The sequence below is a fragment of the Aquamicrobium sp. LC103 genome, assembly GCF_001014615.2.
Taxonomy (GTDB): domain Bacteria; phylum Pseudomonadota; class Alphaproteobacteria; order Rhizobiales; family Rhizobiaceae; genus LBCQ02.
In genome coordinates this window covers 288,047-312,141 of the sequence record NZ_LBCQ02000004.1, presented here as the reverse complement: position 1 = coordinate 312,141, position 24,095 = coordinate 288,047, and the positions used below count along the sequence as shown (strand labels likewise).

Annotated in this window: 25 protein-coding genes; 11 read left to right on the top strand and 14 right to left on the bottom strand. The window is 64.1% G+C overall.

All coding sequences use genetic code 11. The annotated features are described in order from the left end of the window. Nucleotides 1–11: 11 nt before the first annotated feature. Genes XW59_RS10315 through coaD form a run of 4 tightly spaced genes read right to left on the bottom strand, consistent with a single transcriptional unit; the run spans nt 12 to nt 2,037 of the window. On the bottom strand, nt 12–398 hold the full coding sequence (locus XW59_RS10315; RefSeq protein ID WP_047144855.1) for a hypothetical protein: 387 nt from the start codon (nt 396–398) through the stop codon (nt 12–14). Next, nucleotides 398–910 carry a peptidylprolyl isomerase gene (locus XW59_RS10310; protein ID WP_047144854.1) on the bottom strand — a complete coding sequence of 171 codons (513 nt, stop codon included), beginning with the start codon at nt 908–910 and terminating at the stop codon, nt 398–400. Before XW59_RS10310 ends, XW59_RS10315 begins: the two co-directional genes overlap by 1 nt. Nucleotides 911–933: 23 nt before the next feature. Continuing rightward, on the bottom strand, nt 934–1,518 hold the full coding sequence (locus XW59_RS10305) for a peptidylprolyl isomerase (RefSeq protein ID WP_047144853.1): 585 nt from the start codon (nt 1,516–1,518) through the stop codon (nt 934–936). Between the two features lie 18 nt (nt 1,519–1,536). Next, nucleotides 1,537–2,037, bottom strand: coding sequence for a pantetheine-phosphate adenylyltransferase (coaD, locus tag XW59_RS10300; protein WP_047144852.1), 501 nt, complete (start codon nt 2,035–2,037; stop codon nt 1,537–1,539). A gap of 207 nt (nt 2,038–2,244) precedes the next feature. Between coaD and XW59_RS29795 the strand changes: the two genes are divergently transcribed. Further along, complete coding sequence (locus XW59_RS29795) at nt 2,245–2,379, top strand: hypothetical protein (protein ID WP_281406224.1); 135 nt, start codon at nt 2,245–2,247, stop codon at nt 2,377–2,379. 31 nt (nt 2,380–2,410) lie between these two features. Here XW59_RS29795 and gyrA read toward each other — a convergent pair whose 3' ends face one another. After that, nucleotides 2,411–5,191, bottom strand: a complete 2,781-nt coding sequence (gene gyrA / locus XW59_RS10295) for a DNA gyrase subunit A (RefSeq protein ID WP_047144851.1) — start codon at nt 5,189–5,191, stop codon at nt 2,411–2,413. Nucleotides 5,192–5,539: 348 nt separating this feature from the next. Here gyrA and XW59_RS10290 point away from each other — a divergent pair, with 348 nt between their 5' ends. Further along, nucleotides 5,540–6,169, top strand: coding sequence for a MarC family protein (locus XW59_RS10290; protein WP_047144850.1), 630 nt, complete (start codon nt 5,540–5,542; stop codon nt 6,167–6,169). Nucleotides 6,170–6,402: 233 nt separating this feature from the next. On the opposite strand, the gene XW59_RS10285 is transcribed toward XW59_RS10290, so the two are convergent. From XW59_RS10285 to XW59_RS10275, 3 genes are all read right to left on the bottom strand, one after another. Further along, nucleotides 6,403–6,804 carry a DUF4168 domain-containing protein gene (locus XW59_RS10285; RefSeq protein ID WP_047144848.1) on the bottom strand — a complete coding sequence of 134 codons (402 nt, stop codon included), beginning with the start codon at nt 6,802–6,804 and terminating at the stop codon, nt 6,403–6,405. Between the two features lie 224 nt (nt 6,805–7,028). Continuing rightward, complete coding sequence (locus XW59_RS10280) at nt 7,029–7,526, bottom strand: GyrI-like domain-containing protein (protein WP_047144847.1); 498 nt, start codon at nt 7,524–7,526, stop codon at nt 7,029–7,031. Nucleotides 7,527–7,538: 12 nt separating this feature from the next. Continuing rightward, nucleotides 7,539–8,054, bottom strand: a complete 516-nt coding sequence (locus XW59_RS10275; RefSeq protein WP_047144846.1) for a single-stranded DNA-binding protein — start codon at nt 8,052–8,054, stop codon at nt 7,539–7,541. Nucleotides 8,055–8,840: 786 nt separating this feature from the next. Here XW59_RS10275 and uvrA point away from each other — a divergent pair. The 3 genes from uvrA to XW59_RS10260 all read left to right on the top strand — a co-directional run bounded on the left by uvrA (nt 8,841) and on the right by XW59_RS10260 (nt 13,329). Continuing rightward, entirely contained in the window at nt 8,841–11,765 is a 2,925-nt protein-coding gene (uvrA, locus tag XW59_RS10270) for an excinuclease ABC subunit UvrA (RefSeq protein WP_047144845.1), read from the top strand. Between the two features lie 67 nt (nt 11,766–11,832). Then, nucleotides 11,833–12,459, top strand: a complete 627-nt coding sequence (locus XW59_RS10265; RefSeq protein ID WP_047144844.1) for a glutathione S-transferase family protein — start codon at nt 11,833–11,835, stop codon at nt 12,457–12,459. Nucleotides 12,460–12,522: 63 nt separating this feature from the next. Next, nucleotides 12,523–13,329: a DUF72 domain-containing protein gene (locus tag XW59_RS10260; protein ID WP_047144843.1), complete on the top strand. Its 807-nt coding sequence runs from the start codon at nt 12,523–12,525 to the stop codon at nt 13,327–13,329. Here the strand turns inward: XW59_RS10260 and XW59_RS10255 are convergent. Continuing rightward, complete coding sequence (locus tag XW59_RS10255; protein ID WP_047144973.1) at nt 13,324–14,865, bottom strand: bifunctional ADP-dependent NAD(P)H-hydrate dehydratase/NAD(P)H-hydrate epimerase; 1,542 nt, start codon at nt 14,863–14,865, stop codon at nt 13,324–13,326. The genes XW59_RS10260 and XW59_RS10255 overlap by 6 nt on opposite strands. Nucleotides 14,866–15,161: 296 nt before the next feature. Here XW59_RS10255 and XW59_RS10250 point away from each other — a divergent pair, with 296 nt between their 5' ends. Both XW59_RS10250 and glnA read left to right on the top strand, forming a co-directional pair. Next, nucleotides 15,162–15,500: a P-II family nitrogen regulator gene (locus tag XW59_RS10250; protein WP_047144842.1), complete on the top strand. Its 339-nt coding sequence runs from the start codon at nt 15,162–15,164 to the stop codon at nt 15,498–15,500. Between the two features lie 61 nt (nt 15,501–15,561). After that, the gene (glnA, locus tag XW59_RS10245; RefSeq protein WP_047144841.1) at nt 15,562–16,971 is read left to right on the top strand and encodes a type I glutamate--ammonia ligase; all 1,410 of its coding nucleotides are present in this window, start codon (nt 15,562–15,564) and stop codon (nt 16,969–16,971) included. Nucleotides 16,972–17,038: 67 nt separating this feature from the next. Here the strand turns inward: glnA and XW59_RS10240 are convergent, their stop codons facing one another. Beyond that, nucleotides 17,039–17,698 (bottom strand): hypothetical protein, encoded by a 660-nt coding sequence (locus XW59_RS10240; RefSeq protein WP_136068097.1) that lies wholly within the window; start codon nt 17,696–17,698, stop codon nt 17,039–17,041. Nucleotides 17,699–17,956: 258 nt separating this feature from the next. On the opposite strand from XW59_RS10240, the gene XW59_RS10235 reads away from it, so the two are divergent. From XW59_RS10235 to XW59_RS10220, 4 genes are all read left to right on the top strand, one after another. Beyond that, nucleotides 17,957–18,217: a DUF4212 domain-containing protein gene (locus XW59_RS10235; protein ID WP_047144839.1), complete on the top strand. Its 261-nt coding sequence runs from the start codon at nt 17,957–17,959 to the stop codon at nt 18,215–18,217. A gap of 11 nt (nt 18,218–18,228) precedes the next feature. Continuing rightward, nucleotides 18,229–20,091, top strand: a complete 1,863-nt coding sequence (locus XW59_RS10230; protein WP_047144838.1) for a sodium:solute symporter family protein — start codon at nt 18,229–18,231, stop codon at nt 20,089–20,091. 107 nt (nt 20,092–20,198) lie between these two features. Continuing rightward, on the top strand, nt 20,199–20,513 hold the full coding sequence (locus XW59_RS10225; RefSeq protein ID WP_047144837.1) for a YggT family protein: 315 nt from the start codon (nt 20,199–20,201) through the stop codon (nt 20,511–20,513). After that, complete coding sequence (locus XW59_RS10220) at nt 20,510–20,836, top strand: hypothetical protein (protein ID WP_136068095.1); 327 nt, start codon at nt 20,510–20,512, stop codon at nt 20,834–20,836. Before XW59_RS10225 ends, XW59_RS10220 begins: the two co-directional genes overlap by 4 nt. Before the next feature lie 73 nt (nt 20,837–20,909). Here XW59_RS10220 and XW59_RS10215 read toward each other — a convergent pair whose 3' ends face one another. Genes XW59_RS10215 through crcB form a run of 4 tightly spaced genes read right to left on the bottom strand, consistent with a single transcriptional unit; the run spans nt 20,910 to nt 24,049 of the window. After that, complete coding sequence (locus tag XW59_RS10215; protein ID WP_047144835.1) at nt 20,910–21,707, bottom strand: ATP12 family protein; 798 nt, start codon at nt 21,705–21,707, stop codon at nt 20,910–20,912. Nucleotides 21,708–21,730: 23 nt separating this feature from the next. Then, nucleotides 21,731–22,651: a DMT family transporter gene (locus tag XW59_RS10210; RefSeq protein WP_047144834.1), complete on the bottom strand. Its 921-nt coding sequence runs from the start codon at nt 22,649–22,651 to the stop codon at nt 21,731–21,733. Continuing rightward, nucleotides 22,648–23,634, bottom strand: a complete 987-nt coding sequence (locus XW59_RS10205; protein ID WP_047144833.1) for an RluA family pseudouridine synthase — start codon at nt 23,632–23,634, stop codon at nt 22,648–22,650. The genes XW59_RS10210 and XW59_RS10205 overlap by 4 nt, the downstream gene beginning before the upstream one ends. 37 nt (nt 23,635–23,671) lie before the next feature. Then, the gene (crcB, locus tag XW59_RS10200; RefSeq protein ID WP_047144832.1) at nt 23,672–24,049 is read right to left on the bottom strand and encodes a fluoride efflux transporter CrcB; all 378 of its coding nucleotides are present in this window, start codon (nt 24,047–24,049) and stop codon (nt 23,672–23,674) included. Nucleotides 24,050–24,095 lie beyond the last annotated feature (46 nt).

Below are 24,095 nucleotides of genomic sequence, written 5' to 3'. Positions count from 1 at the left end.
GCTATCCGGCCTCAGGGCCCGACGCAGGTGACGGCCCAGGCGCCCTTGCCCGCTATCTTGAGCGTGCCGGCCATGGCCGCGTCATCGCCCTCGGCGGCCTTGAAAAGCCTGATTTCGGCAACTACCGCCTCGACATTCGCGTCGGTGAAGTCGATCCGCATCTCGCCGGGGGTCTCGAATGCCTGGCCGACCCGGATCGACCGTTCATTCCCGGCCAACGACCAGGTCTCGCCGGCGGCATCGATTTCGGCGCCCACGACCGCGAGCACCGGCACATTGCCGATGGTGAGGTCGAAGGACGCCCGATCGTCCGCGGCCGCGCAGCCGATGCTCGCCGTCGCCGACGCCTGTCCGGCGCAGGCAAGCAAGATCGATGCGGCCGCGAAGATCCGTTTCATCATTCCACGTCGGCCGCGACCTTCAGCGACACGATCTTGTCGGGATCCTGCACGGGTTCGCCGCGCTTGATCTTGTCGACATTTTCCATGCCCTCGATGACCTGGCCCCAGACCGTATACTGGCGGTTGAGGAAGCCTGCATCCTCGAAACAGATGAAGAACTGCGAATTGGCGGAGTTCGAGTTCTGCGCGCGCGCCATGGAGCAGGTGCCGCGGCCGTGATTGACGTTGGAGAACTCGGCCTTCAGGTCCGCCTTGTCGGAGCCGCCCATGCCGGCGCGGGCCGGATTGAAGCTCGGGCCGTCGGACTTGCCGAACTTCACGTCGCCGGTCTGCGCCATGAAGCCGTCGATGACCCGGTGGAAGACCACGCCGTCATAGGCTCCCTCGCGGGCGAGTTCCTTGATGCGGCCGACATGGCCGGGAGCGAGATCGGGAAAGAGCTCGATGACGACCTGGCCCTTCGTCGTCTCCATGATCAGCGCGTTCTCGCGATCCTTGATTTCAGCCATAGTGAGAATCCTTTGCTTTGAGTTCAGTTCGCGTCCGCGCCGATGCGGACCGAAACCATCCTGTCGGGGTCGGTGACGGCGCCGTTGTTGGCCGCATCGCCCTTCTTGATGTTGTCGACGAGTTCCATGCCGCTCTCCACCTGCCCGATGACGGTGTAGTTGCCGTCGAGCGGAGGCGCCGGAGCGAACATGATGAAGAATTGCGAATTGGCGGAATCCGGATCCTGCGCGCGCGCCATGCCGACCGTGCCGCGCACGAAGCGTTCGTCGGAGAACTCGGCCGGAATGTTGCCGAGCGAGGAGCCGCCCGTGCCGGCGCGCTGGCTGTTGTAGCCGTTCACCATATCGCCGAATTCGACGTCGCCGGTCTGCGCCATGAACCCGCCGATGACGCGGTGAAAGGCGACGTTGTCGTATTCGCCGCCGCGCACCAGCTTCTTGATCTGCTCGACATGCTTGGGCGCGAGGTCGGGACGAAGCGCGATCGTCACCTCACCGTCCTTGAGTTCGATGACCATGGTGTTCTCGGGCTCGGCGGCGATTGCCGAACCGGCCATCAGCAAGCCCGCGGCGACGATCGCCGACGAGGCAAACCTCAGAAATTGCATGGAGCCACTCCCGTCTGTTTATGATTTGAATTTGGCCGCGAGCGCATCCGCCACGACCGAGGGAACGAAGGGCCGGATGTCGCCGCCCATGGAAGCTATCTGGCGCACGAGTGTGGCCGTAATCGTGCGCACCGAGGGGCTGGCCGGCAGGAAGACCGTCTGCAGTTCCGGCGCCATCGTCTCGTTCATGCCGGCCATCTGCATCTCGTAATCGAGATCGGTGCCGTCGCGCAGCCCGCGGATCATGATCGAGGCGCCATGCTCGCGCGAGGCGTCGATCACCAGTCCCTTGAAGGAGACCACGCGCAACCGCGGCGCTTCCTCCCCGAGCTCCCCCTTCGCCCAGTGCTCGATGAGCTTCACGCGCTCCTCGAAGGAGAACAGCGGCTGCTTCGAGGCCTGTATGCCAATGCCGACGACGATCTCGTCGGCGATCGTCAGCGCGCCCTTCAGCACGTCGAGATGGCCGTTGGTCAGGGGATCGAAGGATCCCGCGTAGAAGGCGATGCGCTTGGTCATGCCTGCGCTTCTAGCGGGCTTGCCGGGCAAACGCAATTCGCACGCGCCGACCGCCCTCGATGGGCGAATGAACGCCGCATGAACGGCCGTCTCAGCATGGGTTCAACACGCTTCATCCAAAGTCCCCGCAGAATCACCGCCGACCATGCGGATGGCCGGTGAAACCAAATCGAAATTCGTCCGTTATTTCACCAAGGAGATACGCAGATGATGATTTTCATGCTCGCTCTGGCCATGACCTTGGCCATGCTCATCGCCACCGCATTCGGCATTCATCAGGAAACCCAGCGCATGCGGCTGCAGACACAGCGTGAAACCGTAAACCGCTACCGGCCTCGTTGAACCAACGGGGCCGGCGGCGTCTGCCTGATCCTTACGCTTCCGTCTCGCCCGCTTCCGCCTCGGGCATTCCGTTCTCGACGGCCTCCCCTTCATCCTCATCGCCCTGCGGCTCGGAGATGCGCTCGACCGAGACCACGCGCTCGCTCGCGGCGGTGTTGAAGATCGTCACGCCCTTGGTCGCCCGGCTGGCGAAGCGGATGCCGTTGACCGGCACGCGGATGACCTGGCCGCCGTCGGAGACCAGCATGATCTGGTCCTCGTTCTCCACCGGGAAGGCGGCGACGAGCGGGCCGATCTCCGCCGCTTTCGAGACGTCGGTGGCGCGAATGCCCTTGCCGCCGCGTCCGATCACCCGGAAATCGTAGGACGACGAACGCTTGCCGTAGCCCTTCTCGCTGACGGTCAGCACGAACTGCTCGCGCGCCTTCAGCTCGTCGAAGCGCTCCTGCGAGAGCTGGGCGTCCTCCTCGACCTCCTCGTTGGTGAGTGAGATTTCCTCTTCCTCGCCGGTCGCGAGCCTGCGTTCGGCGGCGCTCTGCTTGAGATAGGCCGAGCGTTCCGCAGGGCTCGCCTCGACATGGCCGAGGATGGCCATCGAGATCACCTTGTCCCCGGAGGAGAGATTTATGCCGCGCACGCCGACCGAATTGCGGCCCGCGAACACACGGACGTCCGTCACGGGGAAGCGGATGCACTGGCCGGTATCCGCCGTCAGCAGCACGTCGTCGTTCTCGGTGCAGGTGTAGACGCCGAGGATCTCGTCGCCCTCCTCGTCGAGCTTCATGGCGATCTTGCCGTTGCGGTTGACCTGGACGAAGTCGGACAGCTTGTTGCGACGCACCGTGCCGCGCTTGGTCGCGAACATGACGTCGAGCTCACCCCAGCTCGCCTCGTCCTCCGGCAGCGGCAGGATGGTGGTGATGCGCTCGCCCTGCTCGAGCGGCAGCATGTTGATCAGCGCCTTGCCGCGCGATTGCGGGCTGCCGACCGGCAGGCGCCAGACCTTCTCCTTGTAGACGATGCCGCGCGAGGAGAAGAACAGCACCGGCGTGTGGGTGTTGGCCACGAACAGGCGCGTGACGAAATCCTCGTTCTTGGTCGACATGCCCGAGCGGCCCTTGCCGCCCCGGCGCTGCGCCCGGTAGAGCGACAGCGGCACGCGCTTGATGTAGCCGGAATGGCTGACGGTGACGACCATGTCCTCGCGCTGGATGAGATCCTCGTCGTCCATGTCCGCGCCGCCGTCGACGATCTCGGTGCGCCGCGGCGTGCCGAATTCCTCGCGGACGGCGTTGAGTTCGTCCTTGACGATCTGCTGGATGCGCGCGCGCGACGAAAGGATGTCGAGATAGTCGGTGATCTCGGTGCCGATCGTGTTCAGCTCGTCGGCGATCTCGTCGCGGCCGAGCGCCGTCAGGCGCTGCAGGCGCAGTTCGAGGATGGCGCGGGCCTGCTCCTCGGAAAGGTTGTAGGTGCCGTCCTCGTTGATCCGATGGCGCGGATCGTCGATCAGCAGGATCAGCGCCTCGACGTCGGCGGCCGGCCAGCGTCGCTCCATCAACTGCTCGCGCGCCGTCTGCGGGTCCGGCGCGTGGCGGATGAGCTTGATGACCTCGTCGATATTGGCGACGGCGATCGCAAGCCCGACCAGCACATGCGCGCGGTCGCGCGCCTTGCGCAGCAGATACTTCGTGCGCCGGCTGATCACCTCCTCGCGGAACGCGGCGAAGGCGCGCAGCATGTCGAGCAGGTTCATCTGCTCCGGCTTGCCGCCGTTCAGCGCCACCACATTGACGCCGAAGGAGGTCTGCAAGGGCGTGAAACGGTAGAGCTGGTTGAGGATCACCTCGGCATTGGCGTCGCGCTTCAGCTCCACCACCACGCGGTAACCCTGGCGATCGCTCTCGTCGCGTATGTCGGAGATGCCCTCGATGCGCTTGTCGCGCACCAGCTCGGCCATCTTCTCGATCATCGAGGCCTTGTTCACCTGGTAGGGAACTTCGGTGACGATGATCGCCTCGCGTTCGTTGCGGATCTGCTCGATGGCGACACGGCCGCGCATCAGCACCGAGCCGCGGCCGGTCTGATAGGCGCTGTAGATGCCGGAGCGGCCGAGAATGAGGCCGCCGGTCGGGAAGTCCGGTCCTGGAATGATTTCCATCAGTTCCGGCAGCTCTATCGCCGGATTGTCGATCAGCGCGATGCAGCCATCGACCACTTCGGTGAGATTGTGCGGCGGGATGTTGGTGGCCATGCCGACGGCGATGCCGCCTGAACCGTTGACGAGCAGGTTCGGGAAGCGCGCCGGCAGCACCTTCGGCTCCTGCCCGGACGCATCGTAGGTATCCTGGAAATCGACGGTTTCCTTGTCGATATCTTCCAGCAGCTCGTGCGCGACCTTGGTGAGGCGCGACTCCGTATAACGCATCGCCGCCGGAGGGTCGCCGTCGATCGAGCCGAAATTGCCCTGTCCGTCGATGAGCGGCACGCGCATCGACCAATCCTGCGCCATGCGGACCAGGGCATCGTAGATCGAAGCGTCGCCATGCGGATGGTACTTACCCATCACGTCGGCGACGGGACGCGCCGACTTCACATATTTGCGGTTCCAGTGATAGCCGCTCTCATGCGACGCATACATGATGCGCCGGTGAACGGGCTTGAGCCCGTCGCGCACATCGGGGAGAGCGCGGCTCACGATCACGCTCATGGCGTAGTCGAGATAGGAGCGCTGCATCTCCTCTATGATCGAGATCGGTTCGATGCCGTCAGGCTCGTCCTGGGGCCCGCGCGGGGTGGTCTGGTCGGTCAATTGAAGTCACAATCATGCATGGGGATCACTGTCTCCTTATATAGGAACAGCAGCCATTTTTCCAAATCGGCGAGGGAGATTTCCAGAGACGAATTTTCATTTTAAATCAGATAGTTGACGCATTACGACGAAACACGTTGTCGCGGCCTCGCCCCGAAAACTCCCATATTGAACCGCCGATCGCCGGAAGGGTGATTCGCGGCCGTTGAAAACGGCAGATTTCGCTGCAATCCCCCACATCCCCCGCGCCGTCGTTTCGATCCGCGACCGGTGCCATGTTCTGGCCTTCGGCGCGATCATCCGCTACCACTGACGACGTGAAAGGGTCGCGCAGCGAGGGGAAAGGCGATGGCGAGCTTCGAGACCTATTTTAACGCCTTCGTGACGATCCTCGTGACGATCGACCCGCCCGGCCTCGCCCCGCTCTTCCTGGCGCTGACCGGCGGCATGAACCGCAGCGAGCGCATGCAGGTCGGCTTGCGCGCCAGCATCATCTCGCTCGTCGTCCTCGCCATATTCGCGATAGCGGGCGCCACCATTCTCGCCGTCTTCGGAATAACGCTGCCCGCCTTCCGCGTCGCAGGCGGACTGCTGCTCTTCTACATCGCCTTCGAGATGATCTTCGAACGGCGCCAGGAGCGGCACGAGAGGAGCGCGGAACGCGCCGTGACCAAGGACATGATCCGCAACATCGCGGCCTTCCCGTTGGCCATACCGCTGATCGCCGGCCCCGGCGCGATCTCGGCGACGGTGCTGCTTTCCGGCACCCTGCCCTCGCCGGCCGAGAGAGCCGCGCTCGTGGCGATCATCGCCCTGTCGATCGCGATCACCTATCTCGTCTTCGTCCTCGCCGAGCGCGTCGACGCCTTCCTCGGTGAGACCGGACGCTCGATCCTCACCCGGCTGCTGGGCGTCATCCTCGCCGCGCTCGCCGTCCAGTTCGTCGCCGACGGCATCAAGGCGCTCATCCTCGCCTGACTCATCCAAGCCGCGATGCGATCCTTCGGATTCGCTGACCGCGCCAAGGTCTTCGTTTCCACGCATGTCTACCGAACCCGGATACCGCTTTCGGAAGACACGCTTGGCCGGCCCGCCGCGATCGCAAGACGGGATCGTGGCGGTACCGGTCGACAGACAGACGGCACCGCGCCGGAAAAGTTCCGGCCGGCGCCGATGCCTTGCGTCCTGCGTGCCCGTTCGGGCCCCGCGGCCTATTGAGCCGCTTCGGTGATGTGTCCGTTGATCTTCTGGGCCAGTTCGGGATCCGTCTGCGCGGCCTGGATGATCTGCGTGTACTCCTCAACGGAAATACCTTCAGACGATTCAACCGCGTTGACCATCTTGTCGCTGGCTTCGGACTGGACGCGCTGCTGGTCCTCGGGCGTCTTGGCGCCCTCCAGCTGCGGCTGGTATTCCTGCGTGATCTTGCTGACCTCGAGGAAGGCGACCGCGAACGACTTCAGCTTCTCGTCGCTGAAGGACGGCGCTTCGGCAGAGGGTTGCTCCTGATTGGGAACCGGCGAAGCCTCCTGGGCATGCACCACGCCGAGCATCGGCCCGAAACCCAGGGCAACGACTGAGCACGCCGCGATGAGCTTTGTTCTGAGGTTCATAGGTTCTGTCCTTTTCGAGTTTTGGAATCGTGTCGAAAAGGTTATCCGCATCTTTGACCGGTTCTGACCCGGGTCCGAATAACCGCGCCTACGGTGATCCGAAAAACCTGCCGAGAATGTGTCGTAATTGTCTCAATCGGAAGACCAGGCTTCACTTTGTCCGAACAGATGAGACATATCTTTATCCGCGCGATTTCTTACGAGGCCGGAATAGAATACGAAGCTCAGCCTTTGACCGGCATCATGATTCTCAGCGTCGGCGGCAGGGTGAGATCGATGTCGTGAGGGTATTCCTCGCGCTGATGCATGAGCGACGCGTCGCGGGCAAGCCCCTCCTCCCGCATCCACTCGATCATGCGCCCGTAGTGGGGGACGACGTCGCCGTCGCGCGGGCCATGCCAACTGCTGGCGAAGCGCATCTCGGGCAGCGATATCCGCCCGAACCCGTCGGCTTCCTCCGCCGGCGACATCTCCCCCTCGCCGGCGGAAACGCCCGCGAAATAGCGGAAGCCCTCGGGGCGGTCGTTCCAGGAAATACCGACGATCGGACTTTTCCAGACCCCCGGCTGAGCGTCCGAATAGGCCTTCACGCGCTCGATCATCGAATGGAGCGCGCCGGCGGCGGCCTCGTAGGTTCCCTCCCAGGTCAAACCGGTGAGAACCTGTGCCGGCCGCTCGCTCAGCCCAAAGCCGTGGCGCGCGGCGGAAACGTCGCCGCACATCAGGCACATCGATCAGAACGGAATTTCGTCGTCGAGATCGCTGGAATAGCCGCCGCGACCACCGCCTCCACCGCCCGGTCCAGACTGGCCGAATTCCGATCCGCCGCGGGCCGGAGCGCGGTCGTAACCGCCGCCGCCGCGATCGTAGCCGACCTGGCCGCCGCCCTCGCCCTGCCCGCGCGCGTCGAGCATCTGCAATTCACCGCGGAACTTCTGGAGGACGACTTCGGTCGTGTAGCGGTCGTTGCCGGTCTGATCCTGCCATTTGCGGGTCTGCAACTGACCCTCGACATAGACCTTCATGCCCTTCTTCAGATATTGCTCGGCGACCTTGGCCAGGTTGTCGTTGAAGATGACGACATTGTGCCACTCGGTCTTTTCCTTGCGCTCGCCCGAATTCTTGTCGCGCCAGGTTTCGGACGTCGCGATCCGCAGATTGACGACCGGATCGCCGGAGTTGAGACGGCGGATTTCGGGATCTGCGCCGAGATTTCCCACCAGGATGACCTTGTTTACGCTACCCGCCATGATGCTGCTCCGCGCTCGTCCTAAACCGAATTGAAAGTGCCGCGCACTCTAGCCGAATGCGGCGGCGGATGCGCTCCTCCGCCCGAAATCGGCCGTGCTCGTCCACAGGTTACTTTGTTCTTATTTTGTTCCATAACCGGAATTCCCTCTCGGATCAAGAGGCGGCCGGCCTGTAAGCAGACGGCCCCGCCACTGGTGAGTGGACGGGGCCTTGTTCCGGGTTCTGTACCCTTTACCGAGCAATTCTTGCCGGTTCTGTTTCGGATGCGTCTCAGGTCGCGCCTGATGATCCGATCGTGGTTTCAAATTGTACGATGAATCGACGATTTCCGCTTCGCGCCCGGCGCGATGGGATTATCGCCGCGGCCCCGCGACATGGCGGAGCCTCTGGGCACTGTCCGGTGGGGTCATACCTCGCTCCCTTGGTCGTTGCACCGTCTTCCAGATGGCCCTTGCCACACGGCCTCTTCCGAGCCCCTCGGGCGTCGCGGAACTCGGCCGGGCGAGCTTCATCTGACGCCTCGAAGTGTGCTCCAGAGGCAAAAAGGCGTCAACCTCGAACCCGGCCGCCGATATAAATCGTGATCGAGCCGCACGATTTTTGTCAGTAGCCTGTTCGGCCTTTGTTCTTTTCCCTTGCCCTGCCGCGAAAAAAGCGTGAAAAGCCGGATGTGCGAGAAAAATCCGGTGCCGGCTGCTCTCGATGCCGGGCCGTGAATACCTATATGTGCGAATTGGCCGGCGTGTCCGCGCCAATGCCAGGAACATCGAGGCGGCGACAGGGTCATGGCTGACCAGAAATACATTTCCATACGCGGAGCCCGCGAGCATAATCTCAAGAATGTCGATCTCGACCTGCCCCGCGACAAGCTGACCGTGATGACGGGGCTGTCGGGGTCGGGCAAGTCGTCGCTCGCCTTCGACACGATCTATGCCGAGGGGCAGCGGCGCTATGTCGAAAGCCTTTCGGCCTATGCCCGGCAGTTCCTCGAGATGATGCAGAAGCCGGACGTCGACCAGATCGACGGCCTCTCGCCGGCCATCTCGATCGAGCAGAAGACGACGAGCCGCAACCCGCGCTCGACGGTCGGCACCGTCACCGAGATCTACGACTACATGCGTCTGCTCTTCGCGCGTGTGGGTGTTCCCTATTCGCCCGCCACCGGCCTGCCGATCGAGAGCCAGACGGTTTCGCAGATGGTCGACCGCGTCCTGGCGGTCGAGGAAGGCACGCGCCTCTACGTCACCGCGCCGATCGTGCGCGGGCGCAAGGGCGAATACCGCAAGGAACTCGCCGAGCTCCAGAAGAAGGGCTTCCAGCGCGTCAAGGTGGACGGCGTCTTCTACGAGATCGCCGACGTGCCTGCGCTCGACAAGAAGTACAAGCACGACATCGACGTGGTCGTCGACCGCATCGTCGTACGTGGCGACCTCGCGTCGCGGCTCGCCGACTCGATCGAGACGGCCCTGCGGCTGGCCGACGGGCTGGCGATCGCCGAATTTGCCGACAAGCCGCTTCCGGCCGGCGAAACGGCCGAGGAGTCGGTGAACAAATCCAAGAACGAAACCCACGAACGCATTCTTTTCTCGGAGAAATTCGCCTGCCCGGTCTCCGGCTTCACCATTCCGGAGATCGAGCCGCGCCTGTTCTCCTTCAACAATCCGTTCGGCGCCTGCCCGGCCTGCGACGGGCTGGGCAGCCAGCGCGCGATCGACCCCGACCTGATCGTGCCGGAGGAGCACGTGTCGCTGCGCGAGGGCGCCGTCGCGCCCTGGGCGAAATCGACCTCGCCCTATTACGTCCAGACGCTGGAAGGGCTCGGCAAGGCCTACGGCTTCAAGGTCGGCGACCGCTGGCGCGAGCTTTCGGACGAGGCCAAGCAGGCCATTCTCTACGGCACCGGCGAGCGCAAGGTCGAGTTCAGCTACGATGACGGGCTGCGCTCCTACAACACCGCCAAGACCTTCGAGGGTGTCATTCCGAACCTCCAGCGGCGCTGGAAGGAGACGGATTCGGCCTGGATGCGCGAGGAGATCGAGCGCTTCATGTCGGCGACCCCCTGCCCGGCCTGCAACGGCTACCGGCTGAAGCCCGAGGCGCTGGCGGTCAAGATCGGCGGCCTGCACATCGGCCAGGTCACCGAAATGTCGATCCGCAAGGCGAATTCCTGGTTCGAGCATCTGCCGGCGGACATGAACGCCAAGCAGAACGAGATCGCCGCGCGCATCCTCAAGGAGATCCGCGAGCGCCTGCGCTTTCTCAACGATGTCGGGCTCGACTATCTGACGCTGGCGCGCAATTCGGGCACGCTGTCGGGCGGCGAGAGCCAGCGCATCCGGCTGGCCTCGCAGATCGGCTCCGGCCTCACCGGCGTCCTCTATGTACTCGACGAGCCCTCGATCGGCTTGCACCAGCGCGACAATGCCCGCCTTCTCGACACGCTCAAGCACCTGCGCGACCTCGGCAACACCGTCATCGTCGTCGAGCATGACGAGGATGCTATCCTGCATGCCGATTACGTGGTCGACATCGGCCCCGCCGCCGGCATTCACGGCGGCCGTGTCATCGCCCAGGGCACGCCGGCGGAGATCATGGCGAACCCGAATTCGCTGACCGGGCAATATCTTTCCGGCGATCTCGGCATCCCGGTACCGGCGGAACGCCGGAAGATGAAGAAGGGCCGCGCCATCAAGGTAATGGGCGCGCGCGGCAACAACCTCAAGAACGTCACCGCGGAGATTCCGCTCGGCACCTTCACCGCCGTCACCGGCGTTTCGGGCGGCGGCAAATCCACTTTCCTGATCGAGACGCTGTTCAAATCCGCGTCGCGCCGCGTCATGGGCTCGCGCGAGCATCCGGCCGAGCACGACCGCATCGAGGGACTGGAGTTCATCGACAAGGTCATCGACATCGACCAGTCGCCGATCGGCCGCACGCCGCGCTCCAACCCGGCCACCTACACGGGCGCCTTCACGCCGATCCGCGACTGGTTCGCCGGCCTGCCGGAGGCGAAGGCGCGGGGCTACCAGCCGGGCCGCTTCTCCTTCAACGTCAAGGGCGGGCGCTGCGAGGCCTGCCAGGGCGACGGCGTCATCAAGATCGAGATGCACTTCCTGCCCGACGTCTACGTCACCTGCGACGTCTGCCACGGCAAGCGCTACAATCGCGAGACGCTGGAAGTCACCTTCAAGGGCAAGTCGATCGCCGACGTGCTCGACATGACGGTGGAGGAAGGCGTCGAATTCTTCGCCGCCGTGCCGGCGGTGCGCGACAAGCTCGCCACGCTCAACAAGGTCGGCCTCGGCTATATCCATATCGGCCAGCAGGCCACCACGCTTTCCGGCGGCGAGGCGCAGCGCATCAAGCTCGCCAAGGAGCTTTCGCGCAAGGCGACGGGCAAGACGCTCTATATCCTCGACGAGCCGACCACCGGCCTGCATTTCCACGACGTGGCGAAGCTGCTCGAAGTGCTTCACGAGCTGGTCGACCAGGGCAACACGGTCGTCGTGATCGAGCACAATCTCGAGGTCATCAAGACCGCCGACTGGGTGCTCGACCTCGGACCCGAGGGCGGCGACGGCGGCGGCGAGCTCGTCGCGGCCGGCACACCCGAGGACGTCGTGGCCGAGCCGCGCAGCTATACCGGCCAGTTCCTCAGGGAACTGCTCGAACGACGGCCGAAGGCACGGAAGGCGGAAGCGGCGGAGTGAGCGCGCGCGCCGCGCTCGCGGCCGAAGTCGCAGCGCCGACGAAGCCGACCTAGAGGAGGAAGACGGCGTGATTCTGATAGGACAATATGATTCGTCCTTTGTTCGACGCGTCGGCATTGCGCTGCGGCTCTACGACATGTCTTTCGAGCACAGGCCCTGGTCGGTGTTCGGCGATGCGGAGAAGATCGCGGCCTACAACCCGCTGACGCGCGTGCCGACGCTGGTGCTCGACGATGGCGACGTGCTCGTCGACAGCGTCACCATTCTCGACCACCTCGACAATCTGGTGCCGGCGGATCGGGCGCTTCATCCACGGACGGAGCCGCAGCGCCACCAGTCCTTGAAGATCGCGGCGCTGGCGAGCGGACTGGCCGACAAGGCGGTCAGCCTGTTCTACGAACGCCGGCTGCACGAGAATCCGTCCGAAGCCTGGGAGGCGCGTTGCCTGAAGCAGATCCGGGGAACGCTGGCTTCGCTTGAGGCGGATCGTGCCCGAAGCTCGGCCCCCTACTGGTTCGGCGATCGCATCGGTCACGCCGATATCGCGGTCGCGGCATCCATCCGGCACATGAGCGAGTCACATCCCGACCTTGCGGGCCTTGACGAGTTTCCCGCCCTGGCAAGCCATTGCGATTGGATGGAGAGGCTTCCTGTCTTCCGCGAAATTTCGCAGCCCTTCATTGCTCCGGCATGAGCGGGGTGCTGTGATGAAGGTTTCGACGGGCGGCGGCACCATGCAAGCAACGGAGATCAGAGCATGACCACTTCCGGGAAAATTCGCGCCGGCATGGGCGGCTGGACCTTCGAGCCCTGGGACACCTCCTTCTATCCCGACAAGCTCTCCAAGGCGAAGCAGCTTCAATATGCCTCGCGGCAGGTGAGGACGATCGAGGTCAACGGTACCTACTATTCCACGTTCAAGCCCGCCACCTTCGCCAAATGGGCGGCCGACGCGCCGGACGGTTTCGTCTTCTCGCTCAAGGCGATCCGCTTCTCGACCAACCGCAGGGTGCTGGCGGAGGCCGGCGAATCCGTCCAGCGCTTTCTTGATTCCGGCGTCGCCGAGCTCGGCGACAAGCTCGGGCCGATCATCTGGCAGTTCGCGCCGACCAAGAAATTCGATCCCGTCGATTTCGGCGCCTTCCTGGCGCTGCTTCCGGAAAAACAGGACGGCGTCCCGCTGCGCCACGCGATCGAGGTGCGCAACGACAGCTTCGTCGATCCCGACTTCGTCGCGCTCGCCCGCAAGCACGAGGCCGCGATCGTCTACGCCCACCATGCGACCTATCCCGAGATGGCGGATATCACAGGCGACTTCGTTTATGCGCGCCTGCAGCGCGGCAACGACGACAATCCGCATTGCTATGCCGACGATCAGCTCGACGGCTGGGCGGAGCGCGCCAGGCTGTGGGCCGAAGGCGGCGCACCCGGCGACCTGCCCTATGCCGATCCGTCCGCCCCGACCGAGAAGAAGCCGCGCGACGTTTTCGTCTACTTCATCACCGAGGGAAAAGTGCGCGCGCCGCATGGCGCGATCGCCCTGCAGACCCGCGTCGATTCATAGGCGGCGGTCGATCAGATCGCCGAGGACGCTCGGCAACAGCCCCGGCAGATCTTCTGCGATCAGGCCCGCGCCGAAGCGCCGCGCCGCCTCGGCGTGAATCCAGACCGCGGCGCAGGCCGCGTCGAAAAGTGGCATGTTCTGAGTGAGCATGCCGCCGATGATGCCGGCCAGAACGTCTCCGGAACCCGCGGTCGCAAGCCATGGCGTGCCGTTCTCGTTGATCGCGGCGCGGCCCGTCGGGCAGGCGATGATCGTGTCGGCGCCCTTGTAGACGATCGCGCATCGCGACCGATCGGCGGCCAGGCGCGCCTTCTCCAGCCTGGAAAGCTTCTCGTCGGCGGCGATGTCGGGAAACAGCCTGCGGAATTCGCCCTCGTGCGGCGTCAGCACGATGGCGGGAAACTCCTCCTCGCTCTCGATCGCCGCGACGGCGTCGAACAATCGCGCGGGGTCCTCTGCGAAAGCCGAGATCGCGTCGGCGTCGAGGACGAGACCGCCGCGAAGCAGACCGTCGCCAAGGACCGTATGATTTGCCCGCCCCAGCATGTGCAGGACGAACGCGCGCAACTTGTCGGGATTGCCGAAGCCCGGACCGATCACGGCGGACAACGGCCGTCGCCTGTCGAGGAAATCGTCGAGATCGGCCACCGTGTCGGCACGCGCGAGCATCGTGGCGGTCAGGTGGCCTGCATTGATCGCGAGCACCTGCGAAGGCGAAAGCAGGGTGACCGCCCCTGCCCCGCTTCTCGCCGCGGCGCTTGCGGCCAGCCGCGCCGCGCCGGTGGAAAGCGCGCCGCCCGAAAATACCGCGACGTGGCCGCGCGCATATTTATGCGCATGCGTCTCCGGGCGATCGAGCCCGCCGCGCCATAGGGAAGGCCGATTGACGAAGGTGCGCGGGCGATCGCGCGTCGGGCGTGGGATCGCGCCGTCGGGCACGCCGATATCGGCGACGACGACCTCGCCGCAATGCTCGCGCCCGGGATAGAGCAGATGGCCGGGTTTCATGCGAACGAACGTTACGGTCAGCACGGCCTTGAAGGCCCCCGCCGCCGCGCCGGTTTCGCCGGAAACGCCGGACGGCAGGTCGATCGACACCACCTCGCGGTGCCGGGAGCAGCTTAGCGCCGCCCGTTCGGCCGCGCCCGAGAGGCTCCGCGTGAGGCCCGCGCCGAAGAGCGCGTCGACGATCACGCGGCCGCCGCTCGGCTGGAAATCCTCGAGCCGCCGGCGCGGCAGCGCGCACTCGCGGGCGGCGCGCTCGGCATCGCGGCCCGGACGCGGCTCGCCCTCGGCCCATAGCTCGACCGGAAGCCCGGTCTCCGCCAGCAGCCGCGCCACGACATAGCCGTCGCCGCCATTGTTGCCTGGCCCGCTAAGCACGTCGAAGCCGGTCGCCTGCGGAAAGCGCGCGAGCAATTCCCGAAACACCGCCTCGCCCGCACGCCGCATCAGCCCGTACCCGTCGACGTCTCCCCCGTCGATCGTGCTCCGTTCCGCTTCCGCCATTTCCGTCGGTGTCAGCAGTTCATTCATCGCGACCATCCTTCAGGCATTGCATCCCCTCTCGAAGCGTCCGACACTGGCTGCCTGCCTATCTAATAGTCGGTTTGCATAATTTTTCATCAGCCTTTAGAGCATTGAACTTCCGCAACTGCCGATCTCCTGGCGCGAACACCGCAATCCGGCACCGCCGAAGCGCAACCTATGCTTGGCTGCCATACGTTCCCGCCGTGGAAAGCGGTCGTCGCGTCCGACTGGCACGCTTCGTGCTTTCATTTTGGCGAAGCGGAGCCCAACAGCGTTTTATCCCACCGGAGGCCAACCATCACATGAAAAAGATCGAAGCGATCATCAAGCCGTTCAAGCTCGATGAGGTGAAGGAAGCGCTTCAGGAAGTGGGGCTGCAAGGCATCACGGTAACCGAAGCCAAGGGTTTTGGACGGCAGAAGGGCCACACCGAGCTCTACCGGGGCGCGGAATATGTGGTGGACTTCCTGCCCAAGGTGAAGATCGAGGTCGTTCTGGGCGACGACGCGGTGGAAAGCGCCATCGAGGCGATCCGCAAGGCCGCGCAGACGGGCCGCATCGGCGACGGCAAAATCTTCGTCTCCAACATTGAAGAGGTCGTGCGCATACGCACCGGCGAAACCGGCCCCGACGCCATCTGATCGGCTCCGGGCTCCATTTTTTCAAACCATCTTTGAGAATGTCATCACAGGGAAATAGGAAATGACGACAGCAAATGACATCATGAAGCAGATCAAGGACAACGACGTAAAGTTCGTCGACCTCCGCTTCACTGATCCGAAGGGCAAGCTCCAGCATGTGACCATGGACGTCGCCGAGGTCGACGAAGACATGTTCGCCGACGGCGTCATGTTCGACGGCTCATCGATCGCCGGCTGGAAGGCCATCAACGAATCCGACATGGTTCTGATGCCCGACACCGAGACGGTCCATATGGATCCGTTCTTCGCCCAGTCGACCATGGTCATCCTGTGCGACATTCTCGACCCGGTTTCCGGCGAAGCCTACAACCGCGATCCGCGCGGCACGGCGAAGAAGGCCGAAGCCTACATGAAGGCGGAAGGCATCGGCGACACCGTCTTCGTCGGCCCGGAAGCCGAATTCTTCGTCTTCGACGACGTCAAGTACAAGGCCGACCCGTACAACACCGGCTTCAAGCTCGATTCCTCCGAACTGCCTTCCAACGACGACACCGACTACGAGACCGGCAATCTCGGCCACCGTCCGCGCGTCAAGGGCGGCTATTTCCCGGTGCCGCCGATCGACTCGTGCCAGGACATGCGCTCGGAAATGCTGACCGTGCTCACGGAAATGGGCGTGCGCGTCGAAAAGCACCACCACGAAGTGGCGGCCGCCCAGCACGAGCTCGGCGTCAAGTTCGACGCGCTGGTGCGCAACGCCGACAAGATGCTGCTCTACAAATATGTCGTGCACCAGGTCGCCAACGCCTACGGCAAGACGGCCACCTTCATGCCGAAGCCGGTTTTCGGCGACAACGGCTCGGGCATGCACGTGCACATGTCGATCTGGAAGGACGGCAAGCCGACCTTCGCGGGCAATGAATATGCCGGCCTGTCGGAAAACTGCCTCTATTACATCGGCGGCATCATCAAGCACGCCAAGGCGATCAACGCCTTCACCAACCCGCTGACCAACTCCTACAAGCGTCTGGTTCCGGGTTATGAAGCGCCGGTTCTGCTCGCCTATTCGGCGCGCAACCGTTCGGCCTCCTGTCGCATCCCCTTCGGCTCGTCGCCGAAGTCGAAGCGCGTCGAAATCCGCTTCCCCGATCCGGGCGCGAACCCCTACCTCGCGTTTGCGGCCCTGCTGATGGCCGGTCTCGACGGCATCAAGAACAAGATCCATCCCGGCCAGCCGATGGACAAGGATCTCTACGATCTGCCGGCAAAGGAACTGAAGAAGATCCCGACCGTCTGCGGCTCGTTGCGCGAAGCCCTGCAGAGCCTCGACAAGGACCGCGCCTTCCTGAAGGCCGGCGGCGTCTTCGACGACGACCAGATCGACGCCTATATCGAGCTCAAGATGGCCGAGGTCATGCGCTTCGAAATGACCCCGCACCCGGTCGAATTCGACATGTACTACTCCGTCTGATCGCGGGCGGGCAAACGAAGGGCCGGTGCGTCGCCGCACCGGCCCTTCTTCATTTTTGGGTTTTGTGTCAGTCGTCGCCGAGCAGATCGAGGATGACGGCCTTCGCATCGACGCGGTCCAGGAAATCGCTGTGAACACGCAGCAGGTTCATCCTGAGATTGTTGAATATATAGTCGTAGTCGTTGGTCAGCAGATTCTGGTGGATGGGAAGCGCCTCGAAGACCAGCCTCGCCGCCGGCTCGGCCATTTCCCGCACGGGCCGCGGCGCATCGGCCTGCGTCGCATCCAACCGTTCGCGCAGAAGCTCGAGGGCTTCGCTCCAGAACTGGTCCGAAAGCCCTTCCGGAACCGGATAACCGGCAAAGGTCCGGCTCGCCATCTTTTCCAGCGCCTCGGGAAGCTTGCGCTGGCGCAGCCCGGCGGCGGGCCGCAGAACGCTTTCCACGGCCTCGGCGACCATCGCATAGGCCGGCGGATAGCTTTTCCACCGCGAGCGGCGCAGCTCGGTCTGGAATTCCTCCTCGCTGAACAGCTTCTGCCAGTAGATTCCCGCTCTCACCCGGGAGAATTCCTCCACGCATTTCTGCCCCATGAAGGCAGCGCGCGAATCCATGAATTCGGCCAGTTCGCCCACCGTGCGAATGGGTTTCGCCCGGCTGAAGAAGTTTGGAAGAAGGTCGCCCAACAATCCCATATTGCCCGCGTTCCGCAGAAAGTGAAACGTCATCCTACACCCCGTCTCCGGCAAGTCCAACGCATGCTTATACAGGCAGGTCGCGGCAGGCATCCTCGACGAATTGTCTAAGCCTAAGGTTTAATCAACGACTCGATCAAGAAGTGTTACGCATATGTGAACGTCCGGGATTCGGTCGACAGGCCGGCCCTGCGATGTCGCGCATCGGGAGGGTTTTGCGATGCGTTCAGCGCAACAGCCGCCATTCGAGCCCTGCGCCCGCGGCGGCACTTTGGAGGAGGGTCACGCGCGATGGCCAATTCGTCGCAACATGAAGCGTACTGGAACAAGACGAAAAACCTCATGCTGGTCATGCTGGCACTGTGGTTCTTCTTCTCGTTCGTCATCCACATGTTCGTGGATGCGTTGAACAACATCACCATTCTCGGCTTCCCGCTCGGTTTCTACATGGCCGCTCAGGGATCGCTCATAGCCTTCGTCATCATGCTGTTCTGGTTCGCCCGCAAGCAGAACGCCATCGACGAAGAGTATGGCATGTCCGAAGACAACTGAGGGGGAGAACAATGGCTTCGACAACGGGAGGCGGCGACAGTTTCACCGCCAATCTTGGCCGCGTATACACGCTATACACCGGCGGCTTCATCGCATTCATCATCCTCATGGCCATTCTCGGCGCGATCGGCGTTCCCAACGTCGTCATCGGCTACATGTTCATGGGCTTCACCATCCTGATCTACGCGGTGATCGGCATCATGAGCCGCACCATGCAGGTCGGCGAATATTACGTCGCCGGACGCAGGGTGCCGGCGATCTACAACGGCATGGCGACGGGCGCCGACTGGATGTCGGGAGCTTCCTTCGTCGGCATGGCCGGCACGCTCTATTTGCTCGGCTATGACGGCCTCGCCTATGTCGTCGGCTGGACGGGCGGCTACGTTCTCGTGGCCATCCTCGTCGCGCCCTATCTGCGCAAGTTCGGCGCCTATACGGTTCCCGACTTCCTCGCGGCCCGGTACGGCGGAAACCTTGCCCGCTTCATCGGCATCGTCGTGCTTTTCTCGTGCTCGTTCACCTATGTCGTCGCGCAGATCTACGCGACCGGCATCATCGCGTCGCGCTTCCTCGGCCTGAACTTCTCGGTCGCCGTCTATGTCGGTCTCGCCGGCATTCTGGTCTGCTCGATGCTCGGCGGCATGCGCGCGGTGACCTGGACCCAGGTGGCGCAGTATATCGTTCTGATCATCGCCTACCTCATCCCGGCGATCTGGATGTCCACCGCCAAGACCGGCGTTCCGATCCCGCAGATCATGTACGGCTCCGCGCTCGAAAACATCTCCGCGCTCGAGGCGGCGCAGGGCATCAGTCCGGGACACATCGTGCCATTCGCCCATGGCGGCTTCGATGCGAAGAACTACTTCCTTCTCATCGTCTGTCTCATGGTCGGCACCGCATCCCTGCCGCACATCCTGATGCGCTACTTCACGACGCCCTCGGTTCGCGAGGCGCGCGTGTCGGTGGCCTGGTCGTTGCTCTTCATCTTCATCCTCTACTTCACCGCGCCGGCATACGCCGCCTTCGCGAAGTGGACGATGCTCGACCTGGTGGCGAGCGGCCTCACGCCGGACAACATCGCCGAGAAGGCCGGCTGGCTGATGCGGTGGGCGGCTGCCGACGGCACCATGGTGCAGATCTGCGGCAAGGCCGCCGTGGACGCGGCTGCAGTCGCGGCGGCGTGCTCGGAAGCCGGCGTCACCGGCAACCTCGCCTTCAGCGACATCACGCTCAACGCCGACATGATCGTGCTTGCCACGCCTGAAATGGCCGGCATGCCCTATGTCATCTCGGGTCTGGTCGCGGCCGGCGGTCTCGCCGCGGCGCTGTCGACGGCGGACGGCCTGCTCCTGGCGATCGCCAACGCGCTCAGCCACGACATCTACTATAAGATGATCGACCAGAACGCGCCGACCTCCCGTCGTCTTGTGGTGTCGCGTGCCCTCCTCGTCGTCGTGGCGGCGCTCGCCGCCTACACCGCGTCGACGCGTCCCGCCGACATCCTGTCGATGGTCGCCTGGGCGTTCTCGCTCGCCGCCGCCGGTCTCTTCCCGGCACTGGTGTTGGGCGTGTGGTGGAAGCGCACGACCTCGGCGGGTGCCATATGCGGCATGATCGCGGGCTTCGGCATCACGGTGCTCTACCTGATCGGAACGCAATACGGTTTCGACCTGACCAAGGGCACCGGTGACGAATGGGCGATGTGGTGGGGCGTCAAGAACGTCTCGGCCGCCGCCTTCGGCCTGCCGGTGGGCTTCGCGGTGATGATCATCGTCAGCCTCCTGACCAAGGCTCCCTCCAAGGAGATGCAGGACTTCATCGACGAGGTCCGCGTGCCGAGGGGCAAGACCCTCATGGAGGAAAAGACCACCTAGTCGGTCGCCCCGATCAAACGGAAGCGGGGTCCGGAAACGGGCCCCGCTTTTCTTTCTGCAAGCTCCGGGCCATAAAGTCCGGTCATGGGAGGCGGCGGCACAGGCGCATGAGCAGTTTCTGGACCTACTGGTATTTCCACATCCCCAATTTCGTTCTCGCGGCGGTGATGTACACGCTGCTCGGCAGGATCGTGCTCGGCCTGTTCGTGCCGGAGAACTGGGACAACTACATCTGGCGCGCCTTCAAGGCGATCACCGAGCCTTTCGTCCGCTTCTTCCGCATGGTCACCCCGCGCATCATGACGCATCTGGTGGTGATGCTCTTCGGCGTGCTCTGGCTGATGTTTGCGCGGGTGGCCTATTTCGTGCTGCTGCTCAATCTCGGGCTCACGCCCGTCGCAACCCAGGGAGCCGGCTCATGATGGACAGGAACGCCCTCGTGCCGGTCATGGCGGTGGCGATCGTCAACGGCATCTTCTCGCCCTGGGTGCTGGCGGTCTTCGTGCTCTATCCGATCTGGTACCCGTTCTGGGCACCGCCCTATTCCCAGGCGGTCTACATGGTGAGCGCGCTGATCCTCTCCACGCTCACGGTGATGATTTCAGGCGTACCGGCAGCGCTCTACGAACGGTTCGCGCCGGACGGCAGCGGCAAGGTCGCCGCTGCGATATGGCTGGGCTGCGCCTTGCTCCTCACATTGCCCGCCGTGCCGAACGCCTTGCGCGCGCTGGGCTTCGGCGGATAGGTCGTCGGTCCGAAAACCAGGTTCCGGTTTTCGGACCGCCTCCCCGACGCTTGAACGGAGGACGATGGCCGGATCAGCGGCTGAAGCTCAGCGCCCCGAGCAGCGAAACGGAAGCCAGCATGTCGCGCTTGCGCACGGCGCGGCGCTCCACGGCTTCGGCGTCCTCGCCCCATTTTTCGATGTTCCAGTCCTCGTCGACATGGGCGGCCGCCCAAGCGGTTTCGGCATCGATCTCGCCTGCCTCGACGGCGAGCGCGAGCAACGCCGAACCCATCAGCGAGGTCATCACATGCAGGGCCGAAAGCCTGAACGGGTCCTCCCGCAATTTCAAATGAATGCCGATCGCCCCTATCGTCTCGCCCGGCTGCTCGACATGCATGACGCCCTCGGCGAGGATGAAGCGGGCGCCGAGCGACGCTCTCGCCCAGTCGATGATCGGATCCCAGGCTTCCGCCTGCCGCGCGACGAGGCCTTCCGGCGCGTCGGCGCGGTAGCAGAGGAGGTCGGAGGACGCGAAACGCATGATGTCTTCGAGCACCGCCTGCGTGTCCGCCGCGACGCCGTCGATCGCCGTGTTCGCCAGCCGCAGCACCGGCATCGAGATCGGATCGATCTCGTCGCGCTGGGCAGCGAATTCGTCGGCGACGAGCCGGGCCGCCCGCTCGCTCGGCAGCGCGAGCAGCGCCTTGCCCGGCGTGCGCACGGGCCTCCCGTCGAGACGCACGGCATAGGCGTCGCCTTCCCGGGCGACCTCGGCCTCCTTGTAGAAGCGCTTCGGCAGCGGTGGGCGCATCTGCTTCTGCGCGCGCCGCATCGGGTCCTTGTCGGAAAGGAATTCCTCGCCGCCGATATCGCTCAGCTTGTCACGCATGGCACTGTTTCCGATCTTGTTCTCTACGCCGGTATATCGCTACGTGGGCGCCGGTTGACAAGCACGAGCCCCGCGGCGATCAGCCCCAGCGCCAGGAAAATTCGCGGCGTGACCGTCTCGCCCAGCAGGAACCCGCCGCACAGGACGCCGAATGCCGGCGTCAGGAAGGCGAAGCTAGAAAGACCCGACGCCGGATAGCGCCGCATCAGCCAGAACCAAAGCACATAGGTGAAGGCGACGATGAACACCGCCTGGAAGAGCAGCGAGGCGGTGGCGAGCGCCGTGACGTCGCGCAGCGCCGGCCCGGCGAGCGGAACGAACGGCACCACGAAGAGCGCGGATACCGAAAGCTGGTAAAGCAGCGTCTTTTCCGCGCTCGCGCGCGCAAGCCGCGATCCCTTGATGACGAGAATGGTCGCCGCCCACAGGATGCCGGCGCCGAGGCACATCAGATCGCCCCAGAGCGCGGACGGACCCGGTACGCTGAGCTTGTCCGAAAAGACGAGGAACACCCCGCAGAAGGCAAGCGCCACGCCCGCGAGCTTCAGCCGGGTGATGTGCTCGCCGAGGAGGAAATGCGCGCCGATCAGCACCCAGAACGGCATGGTGTTGATCATCAGCGCGCTGCGCGCCGCCGTGGTGAAGTCGAGCCCGAGGAAAATCAGCGCGAATTCTCCCCCGAACAGCACGCCCGCCAGTATGCCCGCTCCCAGCGTGCCGTCCCGCTCGAACAGCGGAATCCTGCGCAGCCTGCACCACAGGAGAACGAGCACACAGGCGATCACCGAGCGCAAGAGCACGGCGAAAATCGGATTGTAGCCGACATTCGCCACCTTGATCGCGACCTGGTTGAACCCCCAGGAAAAGGTGAGGCCTATCATCACCGCGGCGGCGAAGCCGTCTATCGAATCACGCCTTTCGAGCGCGCCGGCGGCATCGCTCATCGTTCGTCCTCGGCGGTCGCCTCGTCGAAGCCGATGAGGTTCCAGCTTTGAACCATGTGCGGCGGCATCGGAGCCGTCACGTCCAGCTTTCCGCCGTCCGGATGCGGGATGACGATCCGCCGCGCGTGAAGGTGGAGGCGGTTCTGGATTCCGCCGGGAAACTCCCAGTTCTGGTCCGCCTCGAAATATTTCGGGTCGCCGATGATCGGACAGCCGATATGGGCGGCGTGCACGCGAAGCTGGTGGGTGCGGCCGGTATGCGGCTCCATCTCCAGCCACGAGAGCGACTGCCCCGCCTGGTCGACGACGCGGTAATAGGAGACGGCGTGATCGGCCCGTTCCTCGCCGTGGCGGGCAACGCGCATACGGTCGCCGTCGGGTGTCTGTTCCTTGACCAGCCAGGTCGAGATCTTGTCCTCGCGTTTCTTCGGCACGCCCTTCACCAGCGCCCAATAGGTCTTCTTCGCATCACGCCCGCGAAAGGCTTCCGCGAGCTTCATCGCGGCGAGCCGCGAGCGCGCGACGACGAGAACGCCCGACGTGTCGCGGTCGATGCGGTGGACCAGGCGCGGCTTCTCGCCCTTCTTGTTGCGGAAGGCCTCGAGCATGTCGTCGACGTGTCGGTTGACGCCCGAGCCGCCCTGCACGGCAAGCCCGGACGGCTTGTTGAAGACGTAGACGGATTTGTCCTCGTGCAGCAGCATCTTTGACAGGACCTCGGCATCGTCCTGCCCGCGCATGCCGCGCGCCGTCAGCGGTACGTCGCCCTTGCGGTCGACCGCGAGCGGTGGCACGCGCACCACCTGTCCGGCCTCGATCCGCGTCTCGGCCTTGGCGCGACCGCCGTCCACCCTGACCTGGCCGGAGCGCAGCAGCTTCTGCAACTGCCCGAAGCCGAGGCCGGGATAGTGCGCCTTGAACCAGCGGTCGAGCCGCATTCCGGTCTCGCCGGGTTCCACCGATATCTGTTCTACGCCAGCCATTTCACGTCGCTTTTTTCTCGAAGACCGCGAGATAGCATCAGGCGAGGCTTCTTGCGAGCCACAATCCCAGGAACAGCGCCAATATCGCCAGTATCACGCTGGCAATCGCATATGCGGCGGCCTGAAACATCGCCCCGCGCTCGAAAAGTACCGCGAAATCGAGCGAGAAGGCGGAAAAGGTCGTGAAACCGCCGAGTATCCCGGTCGCCAGGAACAGGCGCAGTTCGTTCGACGCGCCGAAGCGCCGGGCGATCAGTTCGACGATGACGCCCATGGCGAGCGAGCCGGCCACGTTCACGGCCAGCGTATGCCATGGAAACCCCGCGCCCAGCATCCGCAGGAAGGCGAGATTGACGAGATGCCGCGCTCCCGCGCCCAACGCGCCGCCGGCGGCCACGATCAGAAAGTGATACATGATGATGTTTTGGGTTGTTCGCGACGCTTCGTCAACGGTCGTCCCT

What these genes read in the sequence shown, in the direction of transcription:
- XW59_RS10315 (WP_047144855.1), bottom strand. Translation starts at nt 398, where the DNA reads ATGAAACGGATCTTCGCGGCCGCATCGATCTTGCTTGCCTGCGCCGGA.
- XW59_RS10310 (WP_047144854.1), bottom strand. Translation starts at nt 910, where the DNA reads ATGGCTGAAATCAAGGATCGCGAGAACGCGCTGATCATGGAGACGACG.
- XW59_RS10305 (WP_047144853.1), bottom strand. Translation starts at nt 1,518, where the DNA reads ATGCAATTTCTGAGGTTTGCCTCGTCGGCGATCGTCGCCGCGGGCTTG.
- coaD (WP_047144852.1), bottom strand. Translation starts at nt 2,037, where the DNA reads ATGACCAAGCGCATCGCCTTCTACGCGGGATCCTTCGATCCCCTGACC.
- XW59_RS29795 (WP_281406224.1), top strand. Translation starts at nt 2,245, where the DNA reads ATGATGATTTTCATGCTCGCTCTGGCCATGACCTTGGCCATGCTCATC.
- XW59_RS10290 (WP_047144850.1), top strand. Translation starts at nt 5,540, where the DNA reads ATGGCGAGCTTCGAGACCTATTTTAACGCCTTCGTGACGATCCTCGTG.
- XW59_RS10285 (WP_047144848.1), bottom strand. Translation starts at nt 6,804, where the DNA reads ATGAACCTCAGAACAAAGCTCATCGCGGCGTGCTCAGTCGTTGCCCTG.
- XW59_RS10280 (WP_047144847.1), bottom strand. Translation starts at nt 7,526, where the DNA reads ATGTGCGGCGACGTTTCCGCCGCGCGCCACGGCTTTGGGCTGAGCGAG.
- XW59_RS10275 (WP_047144846.1), bottom strand. Translation starts at nt 8,054, where the DNA reads ATGGCGGGTAGCGTAAACAAGGTCATCCTGGTGGGAAATCTCGGCGCA.
- uvrA (WP_047144845.1), top strand. Translation starts at nt 8,841, where the DNA reads ATGGCTGACCAGAAATACATTTCCATACGCGGAGCCCGCGAGCATAAT.
- XW59_RS10260 (WP_047144843.1), top strand. Translation starts at nt 12,523, where the DNA reads ATGACCACTTCCGGGAAAATTCGCGCCGGCATGGGCGGCTGGACCTTC.
- XW59_RS10255 (WP_047144973.1), bottom strand. Translation starts at nt 14,865, where the DNA reads ATGAATGAACTGCTGACACCGACGGAAATGGCGGAAGCGGAACGGAGC.
- XW59_RS10250 (WP_047144842.1), top strand. Translation starts at nt 15,162, where the DNA reads ATGAAAAAGATCGAAGCGATCATCAAGCCGTTCAAGCTCGATGAGGTG.
- glnA (WP_047144841.1), top strand. Translation starts at nt 15,562, where the DNA reads ATGACGACAGCAAATGACATCATGAAGCAGATCAAGGACAACGACGTA.
- XW59_RS10240 (WP_136068097.1), bottom strand. Translation starts at nt 17,698, where the DNA reads ATGACGTTTCACTTTCTGCGGAACGCGGGCAATATGGGATTGTTGGGC.
- XW59_RS10235 (WP_047144839.1), top strand. Translation starts at nt 17,957, where the DNA reads ATGGCCAATTCGTCGCAACATGAAGCGTACTGGAACAAGACGAAAAAC.
- XW59_RS10230 (WP_047144838.1), top strand. Translation starts at nt 18,229, where the DNA reads ATGGCTTCGACAACGGGAGGCGGCGACAGTTTCACCGCCAATCTTGGC.
- XW59_RS10225 (WP_047144837.1), top strand. Translation starts at nt 20,199, where the DNA reads ATGAGCAGTTTCTGGACCTACTGGTATTTCCACATCCCCAATTTCGTT.
- XW59_RS10220 (WP_136068095.1), top strand. Translation starts at nt 20,510, where the DNA reads ATGATGGACAGGAACGCCCTCGTGCCGGTCATGGCGGTGGCGATCGTC.
- XW59_RS10215 (WP_047144835.1), bottom strand. Translation starts at nt 21,707, where the DNA reads ATGCGTGACAAGCTGAGCGATATCGGCGGCGAGGAATTCCTTTCCGAC.
- XW59_RS10210 (WP_047144834.1), bottom strand. Translation starts at nt 22,651, where the DNA reads ATGAGCGATGCCGCCGGCGCGCTCGAAAGGCGTGATTCGATAGACGGC.
- XW59_RS10205 (WP_047144833.1), bottom strand. Translation starts at nt 23,634, where the DNA reads ATGGCTGGCGTAGAACAGATATCGGTGGAACCCGGCGAGACCGGAATG.
- crcB (WP_047144832.1), bottom strand. Translation starts at nt 24,049, where the DNA reads ATGTATCACTTTCTGATCGTGGCCGCCGGCGGCGCGTTGGGCGCGGGA.